The 24,214-nt window shown below is 36.6% G+C and carries 20 protein-coding genes and 2 pseudogenes; 5 read left to right on the top strand and 17 right to left on the bottom strand.

Annotated features, from left to right (window positions below; translation table 11 throughout):
- Positions 1-193: 193 nt before the first annotated feature.
- Positions 194-1,045 (bottom strand): aldo/keto reductase, encoded by an 852-nt coding sequence (locus D1B32_RS19100; RefSeq protein ID WP_095313006.1) that lies wholly within the window; start codon positions 1,043-1,045, stop codon positions 194-196.
- Positions 1,046-1,315: 270 nt separating this feature from the next.
- Positions 1,316-1,427 (bottom strand): annotated as a pseudogene (locus D1B32_RS24325) (GNAT family N-acetyltransferase); the annotation flags it as partial.
- A 1,023-nt stretch (positions 1,428-2,450) separates the two neighbouring features.
- On the opposite strand from D1B32_RS24325, the gene D1B32_RS19095 reads away from it, so the two are divergent.
- Genes D1B32_RS19095 through D1B32_RS19085 form a run of 3 tightly spaced genes read left to right on the top strand, consistent with a single transcriptional unit; the run spans position 2,451 to position 7,366 of the window.
- Positions 2,451-3,572: a hypothetical protein gene (locus D1B32_RS19095; RefSeq protein WP_118890179.1), complete on the top strand. Its 1,122-nt coding sequence runs from the start codon at positions 2,451-2,453 to the stop codon at positions 3,570-3,572.
- Positions 3,573-3,591: 19 nt separating this feature from the next.
- The gene (locus D1B32_RS19090) at positions 3,592-5,553 is read left to right on the top strand and encodes an McrB family protein (RefSeq protein ID WP_240033843.1); all 1,962 of its coding nucleotides are present in this window, start codon (positions 3,592-3,594) and stop codon (positions 5,551-5,553) included.
- Complete coding sequence (locus tag D1B32_RS19085; RefSeq protein WP_118890177.1) at positions 5,537-7,366, top strand: DUF2357 domain-containing protein; 1,830 nt, start codon at positions 5,537-5,539, stop codon at positions 7,364-7,366. The genes D1B32_RS19090 and D1B32_RS19085 overlap by 17 nt, the downstream gene beginning before the upstream one ends.
- A gap of 968 nt (positions 7,367-8,334) precedes the next feature.
- Here D1B32_RS19085 and D1B32_RS19075 read toward each other — a convergent pair.
- The 6 genes from D1B32_RS19075 to D1B32_RS19050 form a co-directional block, all read right to left on the bottom strand.
- Positions 8,335-8,508, bottom strand: coding sequence for a Fe3+ hydroxamate ABC transporter substrate-binding protein (locus D1B32_RS19075; RefSeq protein ID WP_118890175.1), 174 nt, complete (start codon positions 8,506-8,508; stop codon positions 8,335-8,337).
- Between the two features lie 183 nt (positions 8,509-8,691).
- Positions 8,692-9,150 carry a hypothetical protein gene (locus D1B32_RS19070; RefSeq protein WP_118890174.1) on the bottom strand — a complete coding sequence of 153 codons (459 nt, stop codon included), beginning with the start codon at positions 9,148-9,150 and terminating at the stop codon, positions 8,692-8,694.
- Positions 9,151-9,385: 235 nt separating this feature from the next.
- Positions 9,386-9,967, bottom strand: coding sequence for a histidine phosphatase family protein (locus D1B32_RS19065; protein ID WP_118890173.1), 582 nt, complete (start codon positions 9,965-9,967; stop codon positions 9,386-9,388).
- Positions 9,968-10,047: 80 nt separating this feature from the next.
- Complete coding sequence (locus D1B32_RS19060; RefSeq protein WP_118890172.1) at positions 10,048-10,248, bottom strand: hypothetical protein; 201 nt, start codon at positions 10,246-10,248, stop codon at positions 10,048-10,050.
- A gap of 116 nt (positions 10,249-10,364) precedes the next feature.
- On the bottom strand, positions 10,365-10,583 hold the full coding sequence (locus D1B32_RS19055) for a helix-turn-helix domain-containing protein (RefSeq protein WP_118890171.1): 219 nt from the start codon (positions 10,581-10,583) through the stop codon (positions 10,365-10,367).
- A gap of 10 nt (positions 10,584-10,593) precedes the next feature.
- Positions 10,594-11,070, bottom strand: coding sequence for a DUF2975 domain-containing protein (locus tag D1B32_RS19050; RefSeq protein ID WP_118890170.1), 477 nt, complete (start codon positions 11,068-11,070; stop codon positions 10,594-10,596).
- A 474-nt stretch (positions 11,071-11,544) separates the two neighbouring features.
- Here D1B32_RS19050 and D1B32_RS24320 point away from each other — a divergent pair.
- Positions 11,545-11,715, top strand: a pseudogene (locus tag D1B32_RS24320) (IS110 family transposase); the annotation flags it as partial.
- A gap of 269 nt (positions 11,716-11,984) precedes the next feature.
- Here D1B32_RS24320 and D1B32_RS19040 read toward each other — a convergent pair.
- The 4 genes from D1B32_RS19040 to glmS all read right to left on the bottom strand — a co-directional run bounded on the left by D1B32_RS19040 (position 11,985) and on the right by glmS (position 16,983).
- Positions 11,985-13,307, bottom strand: coding sequence for an FtsW/RodA/SpoVE family cell cycle protein (locus D1B32_RS19040; protein WP_118890169.1), 1,323 nt, complete (start codon positions 13,305-13,307; stop codon positions 11,985-11,987).
- Positions 13,304-13,735 (bottom strand): PadR family transcriptional regulator, encoded by a 432-nt coding sequence (locus tag D1B32_RS19035; RefSeq protein ID WP_118890168.1) that lies wholly within the window; start codon positions 13,733-13,735, stop codon positions 13,304-13,306. The genes D1B32_RS19040 and D1B32_RS19035 overlap by 4 nt, the downstream gene beginning before the upstream one ends.
- 3 nt (positions 13,736-13,738) lie before the next feature.
- Complete coding sequence (locus D1B32_RS19030) at positions 13,739-14,290, bottom strand: sigma-70 family RNA polymerase sigma factor (RefSeq protein ID WP_118890167.1); 552 nt, start codon at positions 14,288-14,290, stop codon at positions 13,739-13,741.
- A gap of 890 nt (positions 14,291-15,180) precedes the next feature.
- Positions 15,181-16,983 (bottom strand): glutamine--fructose-6-phosphate transaminase (isomerizing), encoded by a 1,803-nt coding sequence (gene glmS / locus D1B32_RS19025; RefSeq protein WP_118890166.1) that lies wholly within the window; start codon positions 16,981-16,983, stop codon positions 15,181-15,183.
- Between the two features lie 566 nt (positions 16,984-17,549).
- Here glmS and D1B32_RS19020 point away from each other — a divergent pair.
- A complete protein-coding gene (locus D1B32_RS19020) occupies positions 17,550-18,077 on the top strand; it encodes a GNAT family N-acetyltransferase (RefSeq protein WP_118890165.1) in 528 nt (175 codons plus the stop codon).
- 91 nt (positions 18,078-18,168) lie between these two features.
- Here D1B32_RS19020 and D1B32_RS19015 read toward each other — a convergent pair whose 3' ends face one another.
- From D1B32_RS19015 to D1B32_RS18995, 5 genes are all read right to left on the bottom strand, one after another.
- A complete protein-coding gene (locus tag D1B32_RS19015; protein ID WP_118890164.1) occupies positions 18,169-19,956 on the bottom strand; it encodes a S9 family peptidase in 1,788 nt (595 codons plus the stop codon).
- 253 nt (positions 19,957-20,209) lie between these two features.
- The gene (locus D1B32_RS19010; protein WP_095312999.1) at positions 20,210-20,869 is read right to left on the bottom strand and encodes an ABC transporter ATP-binding protein; all 660 of its coding nucleotides are present in this window, start codon (positions 20,867-20,869) and stop codon (positions 20,210-20,212) included.
- Positions 20,866-21,930, bottom strand: a complete 1,065-nt coding sequence (locus D1B32_RS19005; protein ID WP_118890163.1) for an ABC transporter permease — start codon at positions 21,928-21,930, stop codon at positions 20,866-20,868. Before D1B32_RS19005 ends, D1B32_RS19010 begins: the two co-directional genes overlap by 4 nt.
- A gap of 76 nt (positions 21,931-22,006) precedes the next feature.
- On the bottom strand, positions 22,007-23,386 hold the full coding sequence (locus D1B32_RS19000; RefSeq protein WP_118890162.1) for a sensor histidine kinase: 1,380 nt from the start codon (positions 23,384-23,386) through the stop codon (positions 22,007-22,009).
- An 18-nt stretch (positions 23,387-23,404) separates the two neighbouring features.
- A complete protein-coding gene (locus tag D1B32_RS18995) occupies positions 23,405-24,079 on the bottom strand; it encodes a response regulator transcription factor (protein WP_118890161.1) in 675 nt (224 codons plus the stop codon).
- Positions 24,080-24,214: the final 135 nt, after the last annotated feature.

Here is a 24,214-nt window from a genome sequence, read left to right as displayed (position 1 = left end):
AGGACGGTGTAAAAGTTAAGTTATTTAATTGTTAGGGCAACTTCCAAGTAGAACTTTATGGATGTAACGATAATGTTGTTTAAACAATCGTGCCCGTTAACAGCAAAATTCTTAAAAATAAAAGGTGGATTTGCTTAAAACAGACCCATTTCTTATCTATTGCTCAAAATATCTAACTCAGATAGTGGGCTGTCTATACATATTCATGATATTCGTTGGGGTCCTGTCCTTCTACACGGCCGGCTTCCCCTTTATCCAGTGAATCAATTGTTTCCATATCCTCAGGGGCTAATTCAAAGCTGGTACTATTGATATTATCCTTTTGATGCTTTGGATTACTCGATTTTGGAATAGAAAATACGCCGGCCTGATAGTTCCAGTTTAAAATAATCTGTGCCGGAGTTTTATCGTATTTATCCGCGATTTCTTTAATTGTGGCATTTTCCAGCACGTCATTCAGATAACCCCGACCAAAAGAACTCCAGGCTTCAGTAAGAATACCCCGTTTTTTATTTTCTTCAACCATACGGTTATTATTAAAATACGGCTGACGCTCCACCTGGTTTGTAGCAGGAGTCACACCTGTTTCTTCGATAATATTGTCCAGATGTTCAGGTTCAAAGTTTGAAACACCAATGGTTCTGATTAATCCTTGTTTTTGAGCATCCACTAAAGCCTTCCAAGCTTCTACATATTTGCCATCTTTGGGATTCGGCCAATGAATTAAATACTTGTCAAAATAGTTTAATCCAGTGCGGCGTAAAGATTCTTGAATAAAGATAAACGCCTTGTCGTATTCATGGTGCGAGCCGGGCAATTTCGTACTGATTAAAATTTCTTCCCTGGGCAGTGCGGATCGACGTACAGCTTCACCGACAATACCTTCATTGTTATAGTTTGTTGAAGTATCGATTAAACGGTATCCTGTGTTTAAGGCGTTTAAAATTTCAAATGTACCCTGATCACCATCAATGCCGATCGTGCCTAATCCCACAAGGGGAAGCGCTGATCCATCATTTAGAATAAAACTATTATCTCTAGTCAAAGTCTCATCTCCTTTAAAAATCTTTGTAATGTAAGTTGAGAATAATAGAAAAGGATATTTCCTTCACGTCTGCTAATATGAAACCAATAGGCTGTCTACACTAAACAGTGGTTCCTGTGAAAAAGCTCGCGGTCAATTGTCAAGCTCAGGTCATATTACCATTATTTCATGTTTTCATCTCCCACTGAGATGTCCATAAGTACTATACCCAATTTAGAAAAATCCTACACCAAACGGAACTGATTGAAGTAGTCATCTTCGTAATAAATCATAACCGTTTGAATACTTAATTTTACTGGTTACTAGAATCGCATATCCTTACAAAGCGGCCATAGTAAAGAGTAATCATAGGTTTAAATCCAACAACCGCAGCAATCTTTTCTTAATCAAATAAAGCAAACAATCAAACACCGTTCAAATAATTCGAACGGCGTTCAATAATAGTTGTTCAATTTTTTAAGATCTATACTCATTTTACTCATATCAGTAACAATAAAGTCGCTTAAAAACCAGACAATGTGTGACGAAAGAATCGGTCACTTTAGTGAAATAACTTCATTGCCATTCAACAGTTCCTTGATCCATCTTTCAATTCCTCAATCTGATAGATATCTTATTTGCCTACCGGACTTTTCATTTACATAGATGGTTTCGGGTCTCATAGTCAAACAAAGAAGATGAGTAGGGCGAGTTAACCCAACATAAGCTATACTTAAAGCTTTTGGCAGCTCTTTACCCTTTGGAGTAATATGTTTTTTCTTTAAATATTGCATTATTCTCATTAGGTCATATTGCTTTAAATATATATCAGATATAGCGTTTCGAGCAGAGGTTCCCAAAACAGGTCAAATATTCTCGTTCATATTTCTTGCTACCTTCTCTTTTAGCGATAATATCTTTAACCCCTAATTCTTTTTTTAACCATTATTGAATCTGTCTTTCAGATGAACCTTATCTTCATTTCATATTAACCAAAAAATAAATCTAAAATTGCACCCAGTCCGTTCCACTAAAAGGAACGATCTTAATATATAAAGCATTTTTGAAAAAGAAGCCCATCATAGTACAATATTCACCGACTTTTTGACCTAGTTACTTCAATAAATAAAATGCAAGGAATTCTTATTTCTTAGAAATATCTTGTATATCAGACTTTAAATCTATTAAAATGTAAATATAAGTTATCATTGGAAAATTATTTCAACCAGGTATAGATATATCGAGATAACTTAAGGAGATAAAAAATTCATCTTGAATGATAGGGAGAATTGACTTATAAAATGCGGAATATTCCTCCAAATTCGGATGAAAAGTCAGAAAGGAGAATGTTTATGACCTTGAAATTGGAATAAATGTAAATGATTTCTATTACAAACAAATCCTCGATTAAGGAGAAGAACTATAAATGACAGGAAAAGATGTTTGGAGATGGATATTAACCAAGTTTGACAATGACGTAATACTTCAAATTCATAAAAAGAAGAAGGTGGTTTGCAATGGTTTCCGGACTAATACCATTCAAGATATTAGTGCGAATCGGAATCGGTTGATTACTAACTTATTGAACAAGAGCAATTACAAAAAATTAGTTTTATGGGCTGCGGAGAATCCTCCACCTGAATTTAAAAAATTAACGTTGGTTGATAAAGAAATGAATGAATTAGTGGACATTGCCGCTGAAGGTGGCGTGCCTGACGTTCTTATCAAATTGTTCTGCGAAAGCCAGGAAAGAAAGGCAATACAATTTTTCGCATTTCTTCAAGATGAACATAGCAGTTTATTGGAGTTCCCGAATCAGTCCATAAGAGTTGATGAAAAGGTGGAACCCCAACTTATTGAGAAAAAACATGAAGAAAAAGAAGTTGATGAGAAGTCGCAAGAACCTGGGCAACCAAAAGGGGATGGGAAGAAGGTACAGAAATTAGCAAAAAAATTAGAAAACTTGACGGAGGTATTGAAAAAAAGGGATGAAAATTACAAAACTAAGATGGAGGATCTTGAAAAAAGCCACCGACAAACCATTCAAAAATTAGATGAGAAAAACAATTTATATGGAACGTTACTAAAAGAGAAGGAAGCGTTGGAGAAAAGATACAGGGAGGAAAAAAACAAATGGGAGTTAGAGCGTAAACAATTTGAGGAGACGATTGCACATTTCCAAAAAGAAGTGACTCAATTAAAAGCGACGATTCATAATGAATTAGAAGTAAATGTATTGAATGATGACGAAATCAATAAATATCAAATTATGGTGATCGGGAAACCAGCGTTTATGACCCATTTCCAAAGTGAAACAATTAATTTTACATTTATTGAAGGAAATGATGTACATGACTTTTCATTTACAGAGGACTTTGACGAATACTGGGTTTTGTCCTACGAACTTTCAAACCCGGAACAGTTTTTATTAAAATATAATGATTCATATACGAACTTAAACCCGGAAAAGGTCTATATCTGTAAAGATTTCAATGTAGTGAAAAGACAAATAAAGAAATATAACCGACTTGAAGAGAGGGTATTTTGATATGTACGGAGATAGAAAAATGTGGGATATTGATTTTGTAGGTGTGTTAGCAGTAGACGGAGAAGTTTCTACCGGAAGAAATTCAATCATTATCAACAGGAATAATAATCTACAATTTTACATTGAAATTATTTCCAGTCCTCCTGAAAACTTCCCACGACAAATAAAAGATGTATGCGGGTTTGCGGAGGATTTAGCTAATTGGGGATTCGATGATAATACTACGTTACCGCATCCAGCAAGAAAAGAAGCATTAAGAGACTTTTTAAATCGATATATCTTGTTCTTTCAAGTGGAACTAAGAAAGCCAACTGGAACAACAGAATACCATATTGCGAGAAACATACATGTGGTGAAAAAATCGGATTCTTTTCACTCCGATACGATACTGGATGCTATACCAATTTTCTCCGAAGAAACAACAGAGCGAACGCAAGAGCTTTTCGAACAGCAATTATTTAACAGAAAATACGTCGGTGACAATAAGAATATTTCAAATGATGACGATGACACGCCGTCCATGATATTGTGGAGACATGGGCAAGATAAGCAGGAATATACCTTATATGGGCAGTTTAATATGCATGATTATGCTGCGGGAGGTTTCCGTTTTCATCCCGCTTCAACACAAATTCATAAAATCAATTTGCAGTTAGAGTATATAATGGACAGCTACCTACACGACCAAGTTTTGTTTATGGACTCCAATAATTGTAATAAATTACAAAAAATGCTAGATGGAAACGGGGAAGTGTTGGGTAATTTTGAAGAAATGGAACAAACTGTGATGCAAACAGCAGCTTCTGTCGATGCTCCAGTTTTAAATACAGAGACGACGATTACGGAGGATAAGCAGGAAACAGATAAAGAATTGGAGTTTATGAAACTTTTCGAAAATGAATGTAAACGCATGGGTCTCTATTACGATATAAAAGATTTGTATAATTTCCATACAGCCATGAAAACAGGTGGTCTAGTCATTCTAGCAGGTATGAGTGGAACGGGGAAAACAAAGTTAGTTCAATGCTATGCGAATGCACTAAAATTAGGTAAATCCCAGATGTTGTTTATTCCAGTGCGCCCATTTTGGCAGGATGATGCTGACGTGATTGGCTACTTAGATACCTTGCATAATGTATATCGACCTGGAGACTCAGGATTGATGAATCTTTTGACTCGTGCTGCTAATGAGTACCCGGATGACCTGCACATTGTCTGCTTTGACGAAATGAATCTTGCTAGAGTGGAACATTACTTTTCACAATTTCTATCTGTGCTGGAATTAGAAGAAAACAAGCGATTCTTGAAATTGTATAATGATGAATTCAGTACTCGTATCTATAACCAAAATGTGTTTCCTTCAACCGTGAGAATAGGAAGCAATGTTATTTTTGTTGGTACCGTGAACTTGGATGAATCAACCTACCATTTCTCGGATAAAGTACTTGACCGAGCCAATGTCATTACTTTAAAAATTCAACCTTACAACGATGTGTTAAGGTTGAAGGAAGAACGTAATAAGGAGGAATCATTATCAAACAGAAGGGAAAATTCCTTTTCATATGATACGTATACTTCGTTTAGAAGAATGGAGCGTGAGATTTCATTAAGTTCTTTCGAATCACAATTTTTATGGGATTTGCATGAAGAGTTGCAAAAATGTGGTCGTAATATAGGCATTGGTTGGCGAATAGTTCGACAAATCAGTACGTTTTTAAAAAACTTACCTGCGAACTCCCCACTGACGAGAGAAGAAGCTTTCGATTTACAGGTGGTACAAAGAGTGCTCACTAAAATACGCGGTTCTGAGGAGCAATTTACTGATTTGCTAGGTCGTTATAATATAGATAAAAAGGAAGTAGAAAATAGCGCCTTCTTGGATCTTCTATCTACAATGCCAGATTCATATATTTTTGAACGAACTCAAAAGGAAATTGTAGATAAATCAAAGGAGTTAAGATTATATGGTCACACCGTTTAAGGTACTCTTTCGACAACCCGAATATCAAAGTCCGGACATTGAGATTCCAATTACGAACTTTGTTACAGATGAACTACAGTTGTATCGAATGACAGATGAGGATATCCCAGAAATAATAGAAAATAAACGACTATCATTGGAATTTACTAGTGAGGATAATTCAGCACGGTTTTATATGGACGGTCTGGATACCATTCCAATGCGGCTTTTAGATGTTGGTGAGGATGATGTGGCGTTTTTAGCCCCTTCCAACATGCTAGTACTATTGTTTAATAATCCTCCTAGAGGGTCGACCACTAATCCCGATAGTTACTATCCATTTATTCCTGGTTACTATCGAATCAAGGTTGTAGTGGAAGGGATACCCTATTACTCCTGGTTGAAGGTAAAACCGAAACAAATAACGGAGGAACAATGGGTTTCAATGCGAGAGGATATAGAAGAATCTTTGCATGGATTGGCACAAGATTTGGTTCGAAAAAACGCAAGTCTTAGTGTGAATAGTACAATTCCTATTCCTATCCATATTCTTCGGAAGATATATATACTTAAAAAGAATTTTTCAAAATGGATTACGGCTTTGAAATCCATTGAAACTAATCCAAGCATGCGCATTCGCAAGGAATATAGTTTGGTTCCAGAAGGAAAAGAAGGTGCAATCGATGCGACAAGTATTCGATATCGGGCGAGGCATCCAGAAAGCCAAAATTATATTTTTAATCCCACTCATACCCGTAATTACAATTTACTGGAGAACCAATGGGTTAAGAAAATATTGCGATTCATAATTAGGGAAATGAATGAGCTCCTTAATTATTTAGAAAAGCATCAAGAAAAAGTAAAGCGAGAAATTGGAAGAGAACGGAATTTCCATGATGATATGCATGTTCAAATTCGGTCAAAAATAAAAGTCCTAAACGAATTAAAAGATTATGAACGATTTGTTGGCCGCATTCGTGGAGAATCCCAAAACATTCTTGGAACAGAATGGTTTGAGGAAGTGGAGGATAAACATCCAGCAGCTGTGCCACATGTAATGCATTTAGATTTTCGTTATAGAGACTTATATCAAATGTACCGTGTGCTGAAGAATGAAGAATTCAATATTTCGTTAGATACTTCCTATGATTTCTACTGGAAACGGACTGATTTATTGTATGAAATCTGGGGGTTTTTGCAGTTAATAGAAGGGCTTCAGCATAAAACAGTGGGCTTTGAAGTTGTCAAAGGGTGGATTTTTGACATCAATCCTAATTCAAAATCCTTTCAAATTCCTTTTCTAGAGCCGGGGAGCATTGTAGAATTTAAAAAAAATACAGTGAAGTTGTGTTTGGTTTATGATGAATCGTTGCCTTTTAAGAAAGAAGAAACCATTTTAAATAGGCCAATTTTTACGAACGGTTCCCATAACCGACCGGATGTACGAATGGACATATACGAATCGGATGAATATATTGGAACCATCATGGTTGATTTTAAATATAGACCATTGCGGTTCATTTGGGATAGTAGTCGGCTGCAAGGAAGTAGGCAGACGGACACTATGCGTCAATTAATATCCTATAGGAATAACATGAATTCATCATTTTTATATCGGCAAAAGTTCCCTGGTCAATGGCATAGATACCGACCCGTTCATGAAGTTTGGGCAGTATATCCTCAGCATGAAGATAATACAGAGCCTAAAAATCCAATGGAAAATTATCGTATCCGATTAATGGAATTAACACCGTTGGTAGAGAAAAAAGCTTTTTATACAGGGATTGCTGATGCAATTAATAAAGTAATTGAATCTTATCATGGGGTATTTTAGGATGGTTTCTAAGTTACCCGTGGAATATTTTTAGTAAAGAGACCCTATTGGGTCTCTTTGCTTCCTTTGAAGGCTTCATTTCTATAGAAGCCAACTTATCTATAATCACTCTTTATTAAATTTATCGTTCTTTAAATTACCCTAAAGCTACAACGCTTGTTTTAAAACCTTTCAAATAAACGGTATAATGTGCAATTTGAATACTCCTATTATCATGTTTATAAATTATCCAACGCAATTTTAGAATCGTTAATTTCTTAATTGGCGAGCGCTGAACGAAGTTTTTTAAATACAAAGTTACTTTCGTCCAACAAACTAAGGAAAAAAGCACGTTACTCTAAATGAGAATAACGTGCACTTCTTTAGGATAGAACTTTTTTGTAAAAAATCAAACTATGCCACTGTAACTCCCTCGGTATTTCCCCAAATCCCCCTCAATCCCTTATCTAGTCGAAGAAAGGGAGCAGTTTTGGAACAGAAGAGACGGAAGAATAGAACGAATAAAGATGGAGAAAATCCTACGGACTTGGAATCCAGTAACGGCAAGGGATTGAACTAGGCTTATCGCCCATTTTGGCGAAAACAAAAAAGGGACGAACATATTGAATCCGTCCCAAATTGATATTGAATTTTTATTGGAAAAACCGATTGAATACATATTGAGCTATCCGCTGCCCTTTCCGCTTCCTTTTCTCGCTTCGATACCAACTAAGTTCCATAAGGGAAGAACAAAGTTACGTGGGGAAGGAGAGAGTTACAAGGAGACACAAACACTGTGGATTTAAAATAAAGTATGATCATAATCTCCTTCCAAACCCACATTTTACAATAAATAATAAGAGCCCATTTTGCCAAAAGATTGATCAAAATGGGTTCTTATCCAGCAGAATTAAGTTTAGTTTTTATAAAAAAGATTGATTATTTCGGAAAGCAAATCTTCAACTAAAGCGCCAGTTAACTTAGTAGTGTTAATTTGATTTTTTATTAGAACAATCCTCACAAATAAATTTTCCTTCATTTTTTAAATAAGCCTTAATCTCTGTCATACCTTTACGTTTTGGATAACGCATCCTTATTAGAACAGTTTCATCACCTTTTATTTCTCTCTCGCAAACAGTGCATTTAGGTGGTTCTCCAAACATTTAATCTCCTCCCTTTATTTGTTTACATACTTTATTACGTTTAACCATTAAAAAGGTTTCTTCCCTGGACCGCAACTCGTATAATACCATCCTTTCGATAATCTAATTATTGCATTAAAGCACCAGTTAGTTAAAGTGTGTTTGCTCTCAAATATAATAACTGTTAATTTGATTTTTAAACACTTACATTGTAATTAAATATTCAAAAATCAGATAAGCAAGAATCAAAGAAACGATGAAGAGAATCGAACCATAAATACTCTGCGGTATACTGCTTTTACTCTTTGTATATGCAAAAAGCAGTGCGAACCAAATAAGAAGCAATAGGACAGATATGACGGATCCTATTGGAATCAACAACGTTGTTAAAAATAAACTATAAACTATAAGAATTCCTGAAAGGAACATACTGATAAATGTCCAATTTTTAGATGGACGAATGGAATCTGTCTTATTTGAACTCATACTAAGAAATTGCCATACGTAGGCAAAATTCCACAATACACTTAAAACAAAAGGAATAAATAAAGTAAATAAGTCAATTCCTTCAGTAAATCCTGCTCCAAAAATTATACCAAAAGATACGATAGACGTGATAATAATGACAATGAAATACCCAATATGAATAAGTGCTACCTTCACAATAATCACCTGCCTACTTAGACTTTTGTTAAATCACAGAAAGGAAGGGCAATCACCCTTCTTCCACAAGACTAACATAATATTCCAATAATAAAACTCAATTTCATAAAAAAGGCAATCGTACTCTCGGATCACCTTATTAAATCATTGCACCAGATAGTTGAAGTGTATTTTTTCACAAATAGGATAGTCTAACAGGTTGTCACATCGGCTATTCGGCCAACCCTTTCAATATCTATATGCCACTATTAAACTTCCACATTCTATTAACTCCTACTAATTCTTCTCCATTAAATTCCATTCTATATACATCTGGTTTTGTTGTTTGAAATAAAAAATCTAAATCATATTTACTGTCATAATAACCCATCATCAAAGTCATTAGAGCTCCATGAGTACCTACAACTACTTTCTGCCCTCGATAAGTATTTAATATTTCTTTTAAGGTTTTTACAGCTCTTGCCTGGCAGCCCTCATTAGACTCCAATCCAGGTAAAGAATAAGTTGATTCAGAGAATGATCGGTTTAATAAATGAATTAACTCCTTATCGGATAGACGTTTATCTTCTAAGGAAAATATTCTCTCTTTAAGGTCCTCAAATATCAAAACTTTTTTCCCTAATTTATCTGCAAGTTCCTGAACAGTTAGGATTGAACGCTTGTATGGACTGGAGATAACAGCGTTAATACCTTCTTCAATCAATAAATTAGCTATCCGTTGAGCATCTATTTTTCCTTTAATAGTTAATCCTCTTGTTCTTTCACTTCCGACTTTTGGTGAATCACCGTGTCTCACCAGATATATATAAGTTTTCATATATAATTGCCCCCAGTATTTATCTTTCTACAGTGACGTTTATTCCGCAATTGTGCCCGTTTGCTTTAAAAAATTAAAAATCACCAATCTAATTTCAGCAGTTCTGCAATTAAATCAGAACTACCAGGCATCAATAAAACTATCGACACTACAACGAATAAGATTCCAATTACAAATAATAAAATTACTACCTTAACCGCTGAAGAAACACCTTTTTTCATGATTCCTATAATTATCAAAATGACACCTATTAAAAGCAATAGTAAATACCAAAAACCCATGACATCACCCCTTCTGTAAATCACCTGTTCTTAAACAATCTTGGCCCGATTGTTGAACACAAGTTGAAGAACACTCTTCCACAATCCTGCCCCGATATTAAAGTAGTCTAAATAAGTTAGTCAATATCTTTGTCGCTTCTGTACTCTAAGATGTCACCAGGCTGGCATTCCAACACCTCACAAATAGCCTCTAAGGTTGAAAATCTGATAGCCTTTGCCTTTCCATTTTTTAATATAGAAATATTAGCCATCGTTATCCCAACCCTATTTGAGAGCTCAGTTACACTCATTTTCCTTTTTGCTAACATCACATCAATATTGATTATAATTGCCATTGTTTTCACCTCAAACTGTTAAATCATTCTCTGACTTTATATCTAATGCATTTCTTAATAATTTTTGAAGAACTCCAGCAAATACTGCTATAACAACCGAGGCAAAAAATATTATAAAGCCGATAATTGCTATTCCTGGATGCAAAGCACTTTGTGACATAAGTAAGATGGACCCTATTACATACAAGATACTTATAGTAATTGCACAATGCTTAATTAGGTTTAAAGAGTTTACAGATGACTCCGAAAATGCATCTTCATTATCAATTAATTTCAGAAGTCTTATAGCCTGATACAGAGCTACAAAAAATGGGATAGTAGTTAAATACAAACCTAATAAAACAGGATACTGTAAAAAAGCAAACTCTGGAAACATTTCTGCCGTATCATTTGCCAACCACGGCAGGAAAAAGATACACAAAGAAAGTACGATAACTCCAATAAGAAAAACAGCTATCTTCAAGAAAATTGTTGAACCTCTTTTCATTAAAAAGCACCTCACTTATTAACTGATAATTACACCTTAATACATTATTTATTGAATCGCAATAAATATTTATCATATTTTGTTATTTATTTATTGTTATATTTAATACCTTCAATTTCTAGCAAAATTAAAGGCATTCCTTCTTCACAAAGGAATGCCTTTATACTTCGAGTTACTCATAATTAATAATCCTTCTTCAACTAAACTGCTAGTTCGTATTATAAGGTTAGCCAGAATGCTAAATTTTTCTGGTTGACCATTTTATATATGGTTTTATTATAACAGTACAGTAGCCAGGTTAGAACGTAACTGCCCGCGGGGCTTTGATCCCGTCAACTAAACCGTTCGCCCCTACTTGTAGAAACATGATTGAGGCTAGTTGGGACTTAGATCTCGAATAACAAGCGAAGCTGTGACACTGCATGGAGGATTAGGGGTTACTGGCAAATTTAATAGTTTAGGAGGAGATTAACAATGAATCCAGTCGTTGGTCTGGATGTATCTAAAGGAGAAAGTCAGGTTCAAGCATTTTTAGATAAAGGCAAACCCTATCGTTAGAGCTTTAAAGTTTCTCATACTGTTGAGGGACTTAGATCACTCGTTGTATTTCTTGAGGAAGTAAAAAATGAATCTGGTAAGAATCCAAGAGCTGGACTTACCTTAGCAGAAGATAATTCTGTCTTTGACACAATTAAAAAGACTAGATTCGTCTTGGATCTAGTCTGAAAATTGTATTGATTATATTTAACTATTGTACCCTTTAGTTTAACATCAAAAAGAATTTGTAATTTAAAGTTAATGTTATCGTTTCTGACTTGTCATCCTCAATCTTGAGTAGTGTTTCTGATGTCGTCGGGGTTTTAGAATCTAAATTGAAGGACTCACCACTGTTAAAATTACTAATGATACGTTACTTAAAAATCTGCTATCGTGGGTTCTACAATATCCTTTCTTCGATAAACATTTAAAATTAGTCCTAAAACAGCAGCGTAAAAGAGGATCGCACTTCCTCCATAACTAATAAACGGCAGAGAAACTTCCATGATTGGCATGATTCCAAAGCCCATCAAGATGTTCCAAGTAGTTGGAACGGCAAATAATATAGCACCACCAATTACGATCAACCTCCCATAAAGGTCCTTTGTTTTAAACGCATTTTTTGAGATTCTTGAAATAAATATCAGTAGGATCAAACAAAGAACGATTCCGAATGCCCAACCAAGAGAATAGACGAGAAAAGGAAAAGCAAAATCTGTATGCGATTCTGGTAACAATTGAAAATTCAAATCATTATAAAGTCCGTTACCGAACCATCCCACTTCTGCAAGGATATTCCTAATGGCTATATACAAATATCCTGCTCCATTTGGATCGGTATCTGGGTTTATAAAAGCAGATAATCTAGTAAACAAATAACCTTGGCGTGAGGTCATGATAATCATAATCATGAAGATGGCACCAGCCACTAGATTTGTTATGACTAGTTTGATCGCTAATTTCTTATGGACTCGGGCAAATATAAACATCCCTAGTAAACAGAAGAAGTAAATGATAGCAACCATAAAGTCTGGCACCATCATGTACAGCAAGATGGGAATCCAAAATAAAACAAGAAGAAATCCTTGTTTTTTCCAACTATGAAACTCATTCATTTTGCTTAAAATACCCGCCCAAGCAAGAAAAAAGAAGAATAAGCTCATTATAGTGCCATCAACCGTTAGGCCTGAAAGTAAAACCCACTTTTGGACTCCATTGACCATGTATCCAAATAAATGGAGATATAAATGAATTAACAAGCCGATAGCATAAAAGTACATCCACCAGTTCTTGAATTTTTGGTAATCAAAGAAAAGGAACCCAATAATTACAGGAACTGCTAGGGAGTACCAGATAGCCTGTCGCCCCATAAAATAGGTGCTTGATGAGGAAATTTCAGGAATTCCACCAATTAACGGGAGAAAACTAATACTAGCAAAAATAACAAATAAAACAATGAGAATCCAATCCATTTTTGGCTTATGAAGGGAATTTAATTTCTCTCCAATAGTAAATGGATTTCCCATTTCTTGAATGGCCTTTCCATCTGATTCCTCTTCAGAAAATCCTCTTTTTTTATAAGATTGACTTAACTCTTGCAGATGATGAGTAAGCTCTTTTTTTATCATGTTGTGGGCTTCCTTAGATTTCACTTTGGAAGTGACTTTACTTAAAAATTCTTCAAATTTGGGAGAACTCATAAGGCCGCCTCCTCTATTAAGTGTTTAAGGGATAACTCTTGTTTTGAGGTATCTTGTTTATAAGTAGCTAAGTATTTTTTTCCTTTGGAATTTAAGGAGTAATATTTCTTTTTATTTATCCAATTTGAAGTAATAATTTCTTTATTTTCTAATAGATGTAGAAGTGTATAAAGCTGCCCTTCATTTTTTTGGAAAGTACGCTCATTTTTTTGAAAAAGTTGGATAGAAATATTGTAACCATCCTTTGATTCATGCTGAACAGATTCTAATATAGCTATAATGGTTTCTATATTCCAATTATGAGGTTGTGATTGTTGATTCGCACGAATGGCTTCTCTCACAGCATTTTTTCTTTCATTTGAAAAAGAAAGATCCTTAAAAACTGATTTTTTCATCGAACTCTTCAGGTTCATAAATGGATCATTCATCTCCTAAACCTCCTCTATAATCTTGTCTTTTAATAATTCTTTCGCACGCTTTAATCTTGTTTTTATTGTATTTATATTTACTGTAGTTATTTTGCTTATTTCTATTAAAGACAATTCTTCATAATAATGCAGAAATACGACTTCTCTATACTTTAGAGGTAAATTCATGACAGCGTTCGTTAATCTGTTTTCTTCACTATTCGTGATAACCTCCTCTTCCACCTGTTTTGACTTAGAAGGGATGTAATCCAATAATTTATTGCTAAGCGTTATTTTGCGATAATACCAGCTTCTTAAATAGTCCTTGCAATGGTTACTCGCAATACGATATAGCCAAGTTTTTATTGTTGCCTGCCCATTAAACTGATTTAATCTTTCATAACACTTTATAAATATCTCCTGCGTTAAATCTTCTGCTGTGGCTCGGTTTTTAACATATGTATATACTAGATGCAGGATATCATCACTATATTCATGCATTAATTGATCAATGATCTGCTCTCTTTCATCCAGCATCATTTCATCTGTCACCGCCAATTGGTTTAGTTCATTCATCTAGTTTCACCCCCTCATATATCTTAGACGAAGCTGCCCTTCATTTGGTTTGAAAAAAATAAAGAATTTTTATGACCATCTGTAATCTAGAGTATAAGTAGAAAAGGAACAACCTCTTATTAGATTGTTCCAGAATATTGTAAGTAGATTTATTTCCATTCAAACTCTCTTTCAACTTAATTTATTGTATCATGAACTCTAAAAGTTATTTATTTAATTCAAGCTGTTCTATCTTTTCTCATGTCCACTTCTTTACCTCTACTATATATACCTGTAACTTAGTTGGTATTTCCCCAAAATCCCCTTAAACCCTTACCCCTCTTGACCCCACCCTCTTTCTAAGTTCTTCCCTAAAACCCCCATTTAACGCCTCTTTCTTCTGTTCTAGATTGTATAGAATATTCCGATATTGTAACTAAGTTCTCCCATGAATCCACTATTGACAAGGGATTTGGGGGAGCATTGGACAAAAAGAAATGGACTGAATCACTATTGGATCCAGCCCGAAATTGTATTGATTAGGATTGAAAAATCATCCGAGTACATAGCGTTTCTCACGCTGCTCTTCACCGATCCTTTACCGTTTGGATACCAATACCAACTATTTAACATTGGGAACCGACTTTTTAGCATGGGAACCGAGAAAGAACAGGGAGATAAATCGACTTTAAGACCGGGAGACTATTATTAAACCAGATCCTTATATCACCATCATAAATTAATTTGGTAGATTAATTTGCCAAGACACTCCGTAGCGATCGAAGGTCTGCCGGGAAAGCACCGGAAAAACCTTCGGATTGGGAACGTTAATTTCCTTTAAGGAACGCTTTTATTATTTAAGGAACGTTATTTTTAGATAGAGACAACAACTTTATTTTAAAAATCCAATCTTACTCCACCGTAACACTCTTAGCTAAATTCCTTGGCTTATCAACATCACAGCCACGATGAAGAGCAGCGTAATAAGCTAATAATTGCATTGGAATCACACTGACAAGCGGTGTTAAGAGTTCATGCACATGTGGGACCACGAAGCTATCTTCGTCTTCTTCTAAGCCTTTCATGCTGATGATCATTGCATTCGCACCACGAGCAACGACTTCCTGCACATTACTGCGAATTGAATAGTTTACATTTTCTTGTGTAGCAAGCGCGATTACTGGTGTCCCCTCTTCGATTAGGGCGATCGTTCCGTGTTTCAATTCTCCACCAGCAAAACCTTCTGCCTGAATATAGGAGATTTCCTTCAGCTTCAATGCAGCTTCCAGTGAAACATTGTAATCACCGCTTCTACCGATAAAGAAAGCATTACGAGTTGTCTCAAAGTAATCTCTTGCTAATTGTTCGATTTCTTCCTTCTGACCTGTTAGAGTTTCCATTGCTGTTGCAACAATAGCAAGCTCCTGCAATGGATCGAAATCTAATTGAATTCCTTTTACATTTGCTGTATCGACTGCCAAAATAGCTAGTACTGCAATTTGTGCAGTATATGCTTTTGTTGAAGCCACAGCAATTTCGGGACCTGCATATAAATGCAATGTATGGTCCGCTTCACGAGAAAGGGTGGATCCTGGCACATTTGTAATCGTTAATGCCGGGTGGCCCATTTCTTTTATTTTAACTAAAACGGCACGGCTATCAGCTGTTTCACCACTTTGTGAGATGAATATAAATAGTGGTTTCTCGGATAACAGCGGTGTATTATATGAAAATTCACTTGCAACATGAACTTCCACTGGAATGTTTGCTAGTTTCTCAATGAGTTCTTTTCCAACTAAGCCTGCATGGTAGCTTGTGCCTGCCGCAATAATATAAATGCGGTCAGCCGCTTTCATTGCACTGCGGATGTTTGCATCAAGCTTTAGTTTATTGTTTTCGTCTTGATAGTTCTTGATGATGTTACGCATTACAATTGGCTGCTCATCGATTTCTTTCAACATGTAATGGGCATACGTACCCTTTTCAGTATCACTTGCATCAATTTCAGCAGTGTAGGGTTTGCGTTCCACAACAGAACCTTCTAATGTTTGAACTTCAACAAAGTTGCGATTAACAAGTACAATCTCTTTATCAAAAATTTCAAGGTATTGGTCTGTTTCCTTTAATGTTGCCATAGCGTCGCTTGCAACAAGGTTAAATCCATCACCTAAACCAACCAGAAGTGGACTTTTGTTTTTGGAAACATACAGTGTCTCGTGATCCTCTACGTCGATTAGACCAATCGCATAAGAACCTTTTAATAAACGCATCGTCTCACGAAACGCCTCGACCGTATCCTGATGTTTTTGATAAAGCTTATCGATCAATTGCACAACTACTTCTGTATCCGTATCACTTACAAAACTAACATCTTGAAGGTATTCTTTTTTCAGGTCATTGTAATTTTCAATAACTCCATTATGAACAAGGGTGAATCTGCCTGTTGTACTTTGATGTGGGTGTGCATTCGTGATACTTGGTACACCATGTGTTGCCCATCTAGTATGGCCAATTCCCATTGTTGCTTGGATCGAGTTATCCACACGTTCACGTAGTGCAGCAATGCGACCTTTCACCTTCGTCAGGTTGATGCCTTCTGCATTCAGCATAGCAATACCCGCAGAGTCATAACCTCTGTATTCCAGCTTTTCCAGTCCGTTTAATAAAACTTCCTTCGTATCATTTTGTCCGATATATCCTACAATTCCGCACATAACGTTGTCCTCCTAATAAGGGGCAGACAAAACGAACCTTTTTCTTTGCTGTACAAGGGGCGTCTTTCTGCCCCTCTCTCGTGTATTTTTATAGTGGACATCTTGCTTTATCCTTTTGTCCAATAAGTCGCCTCATTGTTTTATAGATAAAGCGAAACGATTGAGATGTGCAACCGGGAGGCACCCGCCGAAACTTCGATAACCTCCACCTCGTCAACTATTTTTCCATTTCGACCTGAAAAATAGTCCTGGCGCTTTTTGTTACTTCGATAACCTCTATGCTCCTTTCTTTTTTAAAATAAACGGTTCTGTTGGAAATATTTCCAAACGAACACTCTTCATTCTAACTGAAACTTATCAATTTGGTCAATACCTAACCCCTGTTTTTTAGAAGGAGCTATTGATTAGTATATGATGGTCAAAGCGTTAAAGTTCCTTATCGATTTATATCATAGATAAGGTTATATAACGATCCGTTAGATTTTTATTTATAAACATTAAATCAGACGGAGGAACCCTATTTTTTCGTTATAATAAACACATAACCAATGATAGGAGATTTGCAGATGGAAATATCAATTGAAAGATTAAAAGCTGCCGATGCAGACGCTTTATTCACATTTGAACTTGAAAATAGAGATTACTTCGAGGAAACAGTACCATCTCGAGGGGACGACTATTATAAGCCAGATATTTTTAAAAGGAACCACGAGGCTTTGCTGAAAGAGCAAACAGTAGGTACTTCGTATTTTTACTTAATAAAGGATCAGCATAATGCGATTGTTGGCAGGATTAATCTAGTGGATATTACTTCTGCTCAAAAAGCAGCTCATCTCGGCTATCGCGTTGGCAAGTTCTATACTGGGAAAGGCGTCGCCAAAAGAGCATTGCAATTATTATTAGAAAACGTCATCGCCAATCAGAATATCAAGCAGATTCATGCCAAAACCACAACCAATAATGTGGCATCTAGAGTGATTCTAGAGAAAAATGGATTTGCTTATATGAGGGCGGATAAGGAAACATTTGAAATGAATGGACAGAAGCTGTCTTTTGTTTATTATAGATGGACGAATAAAAATTTCTCTTGTTAACCCAACCACATAGGTTAACAAGAGAAATACGTGATTTTAGGCGGAGATTTTTCCATTGCTAAAGTTATTTTCGCACATACAGAGATCCCGCTTATCCTTTATGCTTTTCCATAAATTCCAGCATCAAGCTATACACTTTAATTTCATTTTCCTTTTTCGAGAACCCATGACCTTCATCCTCTAGCACGAGGTATTCGACGTCACGCCCTTTTGCTTCGAGCTTAGCAACGATTTGATCCGATTCTTCTTTTACAACACGTGGATCCTTCGCACCTTGGATAACGAGCATTGGCTTCGTCATCGTATCAAGATACGTAACAGGCGAGTCTTTAATAAAACGCTCTTTATCCCGTTCTGGATCACCAAGCCAGCGGTCCATAATTGGCTTCCAGTGTGGTGGAACAGATTTTACAAACGTAAACAAATCTGATGGTCCAAAAATATCGATGACTGCCTTAAAATATTCCGGATGCCGTCCATGCAGCAGCAGCGCCATATATCCACCATAGCTTCCACCTACAAGGAAAAGCTTTTCCCGGTCAGCGATAGCCTTTTCAAACAACCATTCAATTCCAGCTACATTATCTAAGCGTGGACCTTCTCCCCAATCCTGCTCCACTAATTTTACAAAAGAAGAGCCATAGCCTGTGCTCCCACGGAAGTTCGGCGCAAATATTGTATAACCACGGTTTAAAAAGCTTTGGAACATCGCGCGAAACATCTTGCGCTCAGATGCCTGTGGACCTCCATGAGGCCAAAAAATTGTGTAGCCATTATCGTTTTCAGGCTTTGCTCTGAAAAGCAATGCTTCAATTTCCATCCCATCAAAAGATTCATAAGCGATTACTTCTGGTTCTACCATATCCTCCCTGCTAATCCCGAGTACCCGATTATCTGTTAGCTGCTCCCAATCCTTTCCGTCCTCTGATGTAAAGATATTGAATGGAAGGGTTGCACTTCTACCAAGCACATAAAGATTACCTGATTTAGCGACATGCACTTTTTCAATCACATCAACTGGCAAAGCTAATTTCTCAAGCTTTTCTGTCGCCGGATCAAAACGGTAGAATAAATCCTCTACCCCTTTTTCTGTCGTGAGATAAAACACTTTATTTTCCTTATCCCATTTTATATCGATGCTTTCCTTATCGATAGAGAAAACAGAAGAAAATGTTTTTGTTTTCAAATTATATTTAGCCAGGTAATTATATTCACTATCATAATTAGTTACGAAATAAACCGTTTCTTCATCTGTAAAAACAGGGCTGAAAACAACATGAATTTTCTCTTGATCAGGTGTTAAATAGTGTGTCTCATCATCGACCTTCACAAAAGCTGTCACATATGTATTTGCGAACATACGCGTATATACAAAGGCATCCTCATTATCCGATACAGCAGCTAAATACGTTGGCGAAACTTCTCCTTCATTCAATAACGTATCTGCATTATCCTTCAGATTACGTACTCGCGCATTTAAAAATGATGGGTTCCCCTCAGAAGTCATATAATAGACTCGTTCTCCATCCTCACTCAAATGACAAAAGAAATATTTCTCCTTGGCATCACCAGTTATTAACGGCTGTGGGAGTCCTCCTTCACTTGGAACAGCATAAATCTGATAATTCTCGTCTCCATCCTTATCATAGCCAGCTAATACATAGCGGTTTTCTGGGTCAAACTTAATAAAGTTGGTTGACTCATCATGATGGGCAAATAAATAAGGAGATGTGCTTGGCAAATCAATCGCCCATAAATTAACTTTTCCATTTAAATTAGAACTAAAAATAAGCCGCTTTTCATCACCACTTACAGCAAAATCATAAATATTGGACGTACGGAAAAACTGTTCCACTTTCGGTTTAGGAAATTGAATCATCCTTATCCTCCTCGATTTTCAAATCGTTTATTCTGAAAAAACATAAAATAATGGATATTTTTATTATAAACGATTTACCCCTGCACAGTAAATGTCTGTATTCAGATTTATTGTATCAAGATTCGCATCATAGTGAACCTACGGAGGTGGGATGTTTGTTCAGACCTTAGGCGGAGTAGGGGTTATAATGAAGGGGAGGAAAAATGGAAATGAACCTGGAGAAAGCTCCCCAAGCTCATTTTCCTTTTCCAATCTATTCTTCTAACCGACCATCACGAATCGTAACGACTCTATCACATAAATCAAGAACCCTTTCATCATGCGTGACCATAATTCCCGATTTTCCCCGCGACTTAATTTCATTCGCTAGTGTTTCTACAACTTCTCGTCCACGCTTCGAATCTAAGCTTGCAGTTGGCTCATCTGCAAGAATTAGCTTGGGATCGTTAATTAGCGCTCGCGCTATAGCTACACGCTGCCTTTCTCCTCCTGAAAGCTCATTCGGATAGTTTACAGCTCGATGTGCTAAGCCAAAATGCCTCAAAAGTGCTCCTTCATTTGCTTTGCTTTTATGTTTCGCTAAGATATTGATAACACTTAACTGATCTTTCACCTTTAAATAAGGGATTAAATTTGCCGCTTGAAAAACAAATCCAATCTTCTCTAATCTTCGAGCAGTAATTTGTTTAGATGATAGGTTTGCAAGATTCTCTCCATCAAGCAAAACCGTTCCTTTCGTTGGCGATAAGAGGGCTCCAGCTATTGATAACATCGTGCTTTTTCCAGATCCAGAAGGACCGATAATCGCAAGAAACTCTCCTTCCTTCACTTCCAAAGAGATGGAGTCCAATGCTGTAAAGGACTTCGGACCATCTTGATATACCTTTGATACATTCTCCATAACGATTGTCATTTGCCAGCCCCCTCTATTGCTTCGATCGGATCAATTTTGACGATTTGGATAAGCGAGAGAAAGGCACCTATAATCGAGACAATTAGAATAAGGATAGAGGTCTGCACCATTTCATCCGCTGTTAATAGAAATGGCATCTCCTCTGGTAAGAGTTCAGCTATTCCCAACGTTAGTCCCATCGCAATGCCAATACACATAATAGATATAAGCACAACTTGACCGACTAAGTTTTGTGCAAGATACGTCGTTTTCGCACCTAACGCTTTTAGCACGCCAAACTGATCTCGCTTTTGCAATGTGATTACATAAAAGAACGCAGCTAAAACAAATGCTGTAATTACGAATAGGAAGACAATCATCATATTTAAGGAAGCTTGCTCCTGCGAGTAGCTAGGGATTCCTTTTAATGCTTCGTCTTTCGTTACCATATCGAACGAATTACCAACAGCATTTCGAATTTCATCAGCGCGCGATTCATCAACGCTGATTGCAATGGCATTAATCGTTTCGCGACCTCCACCATCTACAAACACAACCGGCGTATGGCTGTAGCGCTGACTATCGGTAAAACCTACAACCGTTAACTCACTTTCTTCTCCAAATACTAGTCTATCACCGATTTCAATACCTTCTCGTTGTAAGGATGCATCTACAATTGCTTCATCTTCTTGCGTAATTGGGCTGCCATCACGAACAGATGGCAAGAGCATACTATCCCCATCTGTCACAAATAAAGCTACATCCTCATTCTGATCGGATCCGTTAACAGATGCATTCATCATTCGAACCGAAAGAGAATTCGCTTGTTCAATCCCATCCATCTGTAACACATTATCTAGGTCTGTTCTTGAAATAAACGATTTTGTCATCTCAAGTTCAGCATCGGTATCCATCAATATATAATCTGCCTTCATATTTTGAATTGCTGATGCGTTATCCGCAGATAATCCCTTTGCTAGTCCCGAGATAATAAAAATCAGACTAGCAATTAATACAATGATCAAGCCGATTAAAGCATAACGAATTTTCGCATGTGCTAATTCCCGTATAGCTAGAAACATTCTGTTCACTCCTTTATTTCTCTATGTTTCAAGCATATACGCTGAATATGAACGGAGGATGAACGAATCGTTACTTTTACTTTTGAGGAAGGGATACTGTAAATACAGTTCCTTTCCCAAGCTCACTTTCTACCATAATTGTGCCGCCATGTACCTCCATTATTTTTTTCACAATTGAAAGACCTAAGCCAGTGCTGTTTTCTGTCCTTGTTCGGGCTTTATCGACTTTATAGAAGCGATCAAAAAGCTGTGGTACATCTACCTCGCTAATTCCAATGCCCGTGTCCTCCACCATAACCTGCACATGGTATTTATCGGTCGCTATATAAATCGATATCTCTCCTCCGAGATCTGTATACCGAATTGCATTTGAGATTAAATTTACCCATACCTGCTGTAGAAGCTTCGGATCACCAACAATTGTAGTAGGATGAATATCGAGTTCTATCGCAATTTGTTTTTCCCGCCATTGCCATTCCATTGTTAAAACAACTTCCTTCAATTGCTCTGCTAGATCAAACGGTACAAAGTCATTGATATCCACTTCGCTATCCAAATTGGATAAGGTAAGAAGTTGTTTACTCAAAGCTGATAATCGCTTGCTTTCATTCTCAATGATAGCAAGATAACGCCGCTTTTCCTCTTCAGACATTTCCTCTTCTTGCAAAGCTTGAGAAAAACCCTGAATCGATGTTAATGGAGACTGGATTTCATGAGAAACATTCGACACGAACTCTTGACGCTTTTCTTCTGTTCGGGCTAAACTACTGCTCATCGTAGCAAAGTCACTCGCCAGTCTTCCAATCTCATCCTTGCGATTAACATCAAGCTTTAAATGATAGTTTCCAGCAGCAATCTTTCTCGTTGCTTCTGTCAATTTCTTAATCGGTTTCACGATAAAACGAGTGCTTGCTAATACTAATAAAAAGCTAAATAGCAATGCCAAAAAGAGTAGTATAGCTAGAAATATCCGCATTTCACCAAATTGCTGGGCAGAATTCGGACGAATAAATAGTGCATGTGTATCACCGTTTACCTGAATCGGAACTCCAATTGTATTCTTCACTTCATTATCAAAAAAGCCAGTTACAAAGGGCTTCCAAGGATAATTCGCAATTCCGTGATAGGTATTCCCACGAAAAACATGATTGATTTCCCTTTGATCCAGCTCTTCAGATGAAAAAGGGTTTCCGAACGTTTCTGCATCCCCTGCCGGCGTCACAAGATAAAAGGTATATCCTAAATCTGTCATTGCTGTTAAATAGTCCGCTATCGATTGATTTGGACTTTCTTCAAATAGATCTACAATATTTTCAGCAATATGAGTTACCTTTTTATCATTCTCCGGCTTTAAAAAATGCTGGTAATAAATGTTTGTTGCAGCAAATGCAATCAGGGCACTTGCAATCATAATTGCCATTGTCATTACAATAATTCGTACATAGAGCGTTCGCATATCTGCTCCTCCAACTCTCTAATTCACTTCTAGTTTATATCCTAACCCCCGGATCGTATTAATCGAAAAACCCGCTTCCATTGGTGCAAAACGCTCACGAAGCCGTTTAATATGTACATCCACTGTTCGATCATTCCCTTCATAATCATTTCCCCAAATCAATTGAATTAATTGCTCCCGGGAAAATATTCGATTTGGATAATTCGCTAATTGTGCAAGCAGCTCAAATTCCTTTAAAGGTAAAATCATTGTTTTACCTTTCACCTGTACTTCATAGTTTTTTCGATTAACCACCGTTGTTTTCCCAATCCGGATAACTTCTTCATTGGTAATTTGAAATCGTCTAAGCAATGCTTTTATACGGAAAAGCACTTCCTTCGGTTCAAATGGCTTTACAATATAATCATCTGTTCCAGCCAAATAAGCCTTTTCTTTATCTAAAATCCCATCCTTTGCGGTAAGCATGAGCACAGGAATATCATAATTATTACGTATTTCCTCGCAGAGCTGATAGCCATCTACATTCGGCATCATAATATCGACAACAGCCAAATGTATGCTGTTTTCTTCTAATTGCTGCAATGCATCTTGTCCATCAGCAGCTTCTATCGTCTTATAACCACCTTTTTGCAAATAAAAACGAAGCAATTCTCGAATATGCGGATCGTCATCAACAATCAAAATTGTAATCATCGCGTCTGAACCTCCTAACCTGTAATAACTTTACCATACCATATCACCTTTGATTGATTCATGTTCGGCTTGCGTTGAGCTTGAGCACCTACCTCATTTCATCATGTCCTGAATTTGTGAACATCAGCCAATTTA

Origin of the sequence: Oceanobacillus profundus, from assembly GCF_003515705.1 — a bacterium.
Taxonomy (GTDB): domain Bacteria; phylum Bacillota; class Bacilli; order Bacillales; family Amphibacillaceae; genus Oceanobacillus; species Oceanobacillus profundus.
Note: the sequence above shows the minus strand (reverse complement) of the source record. Positions and strands in the feature narration are given on the sequence as shown.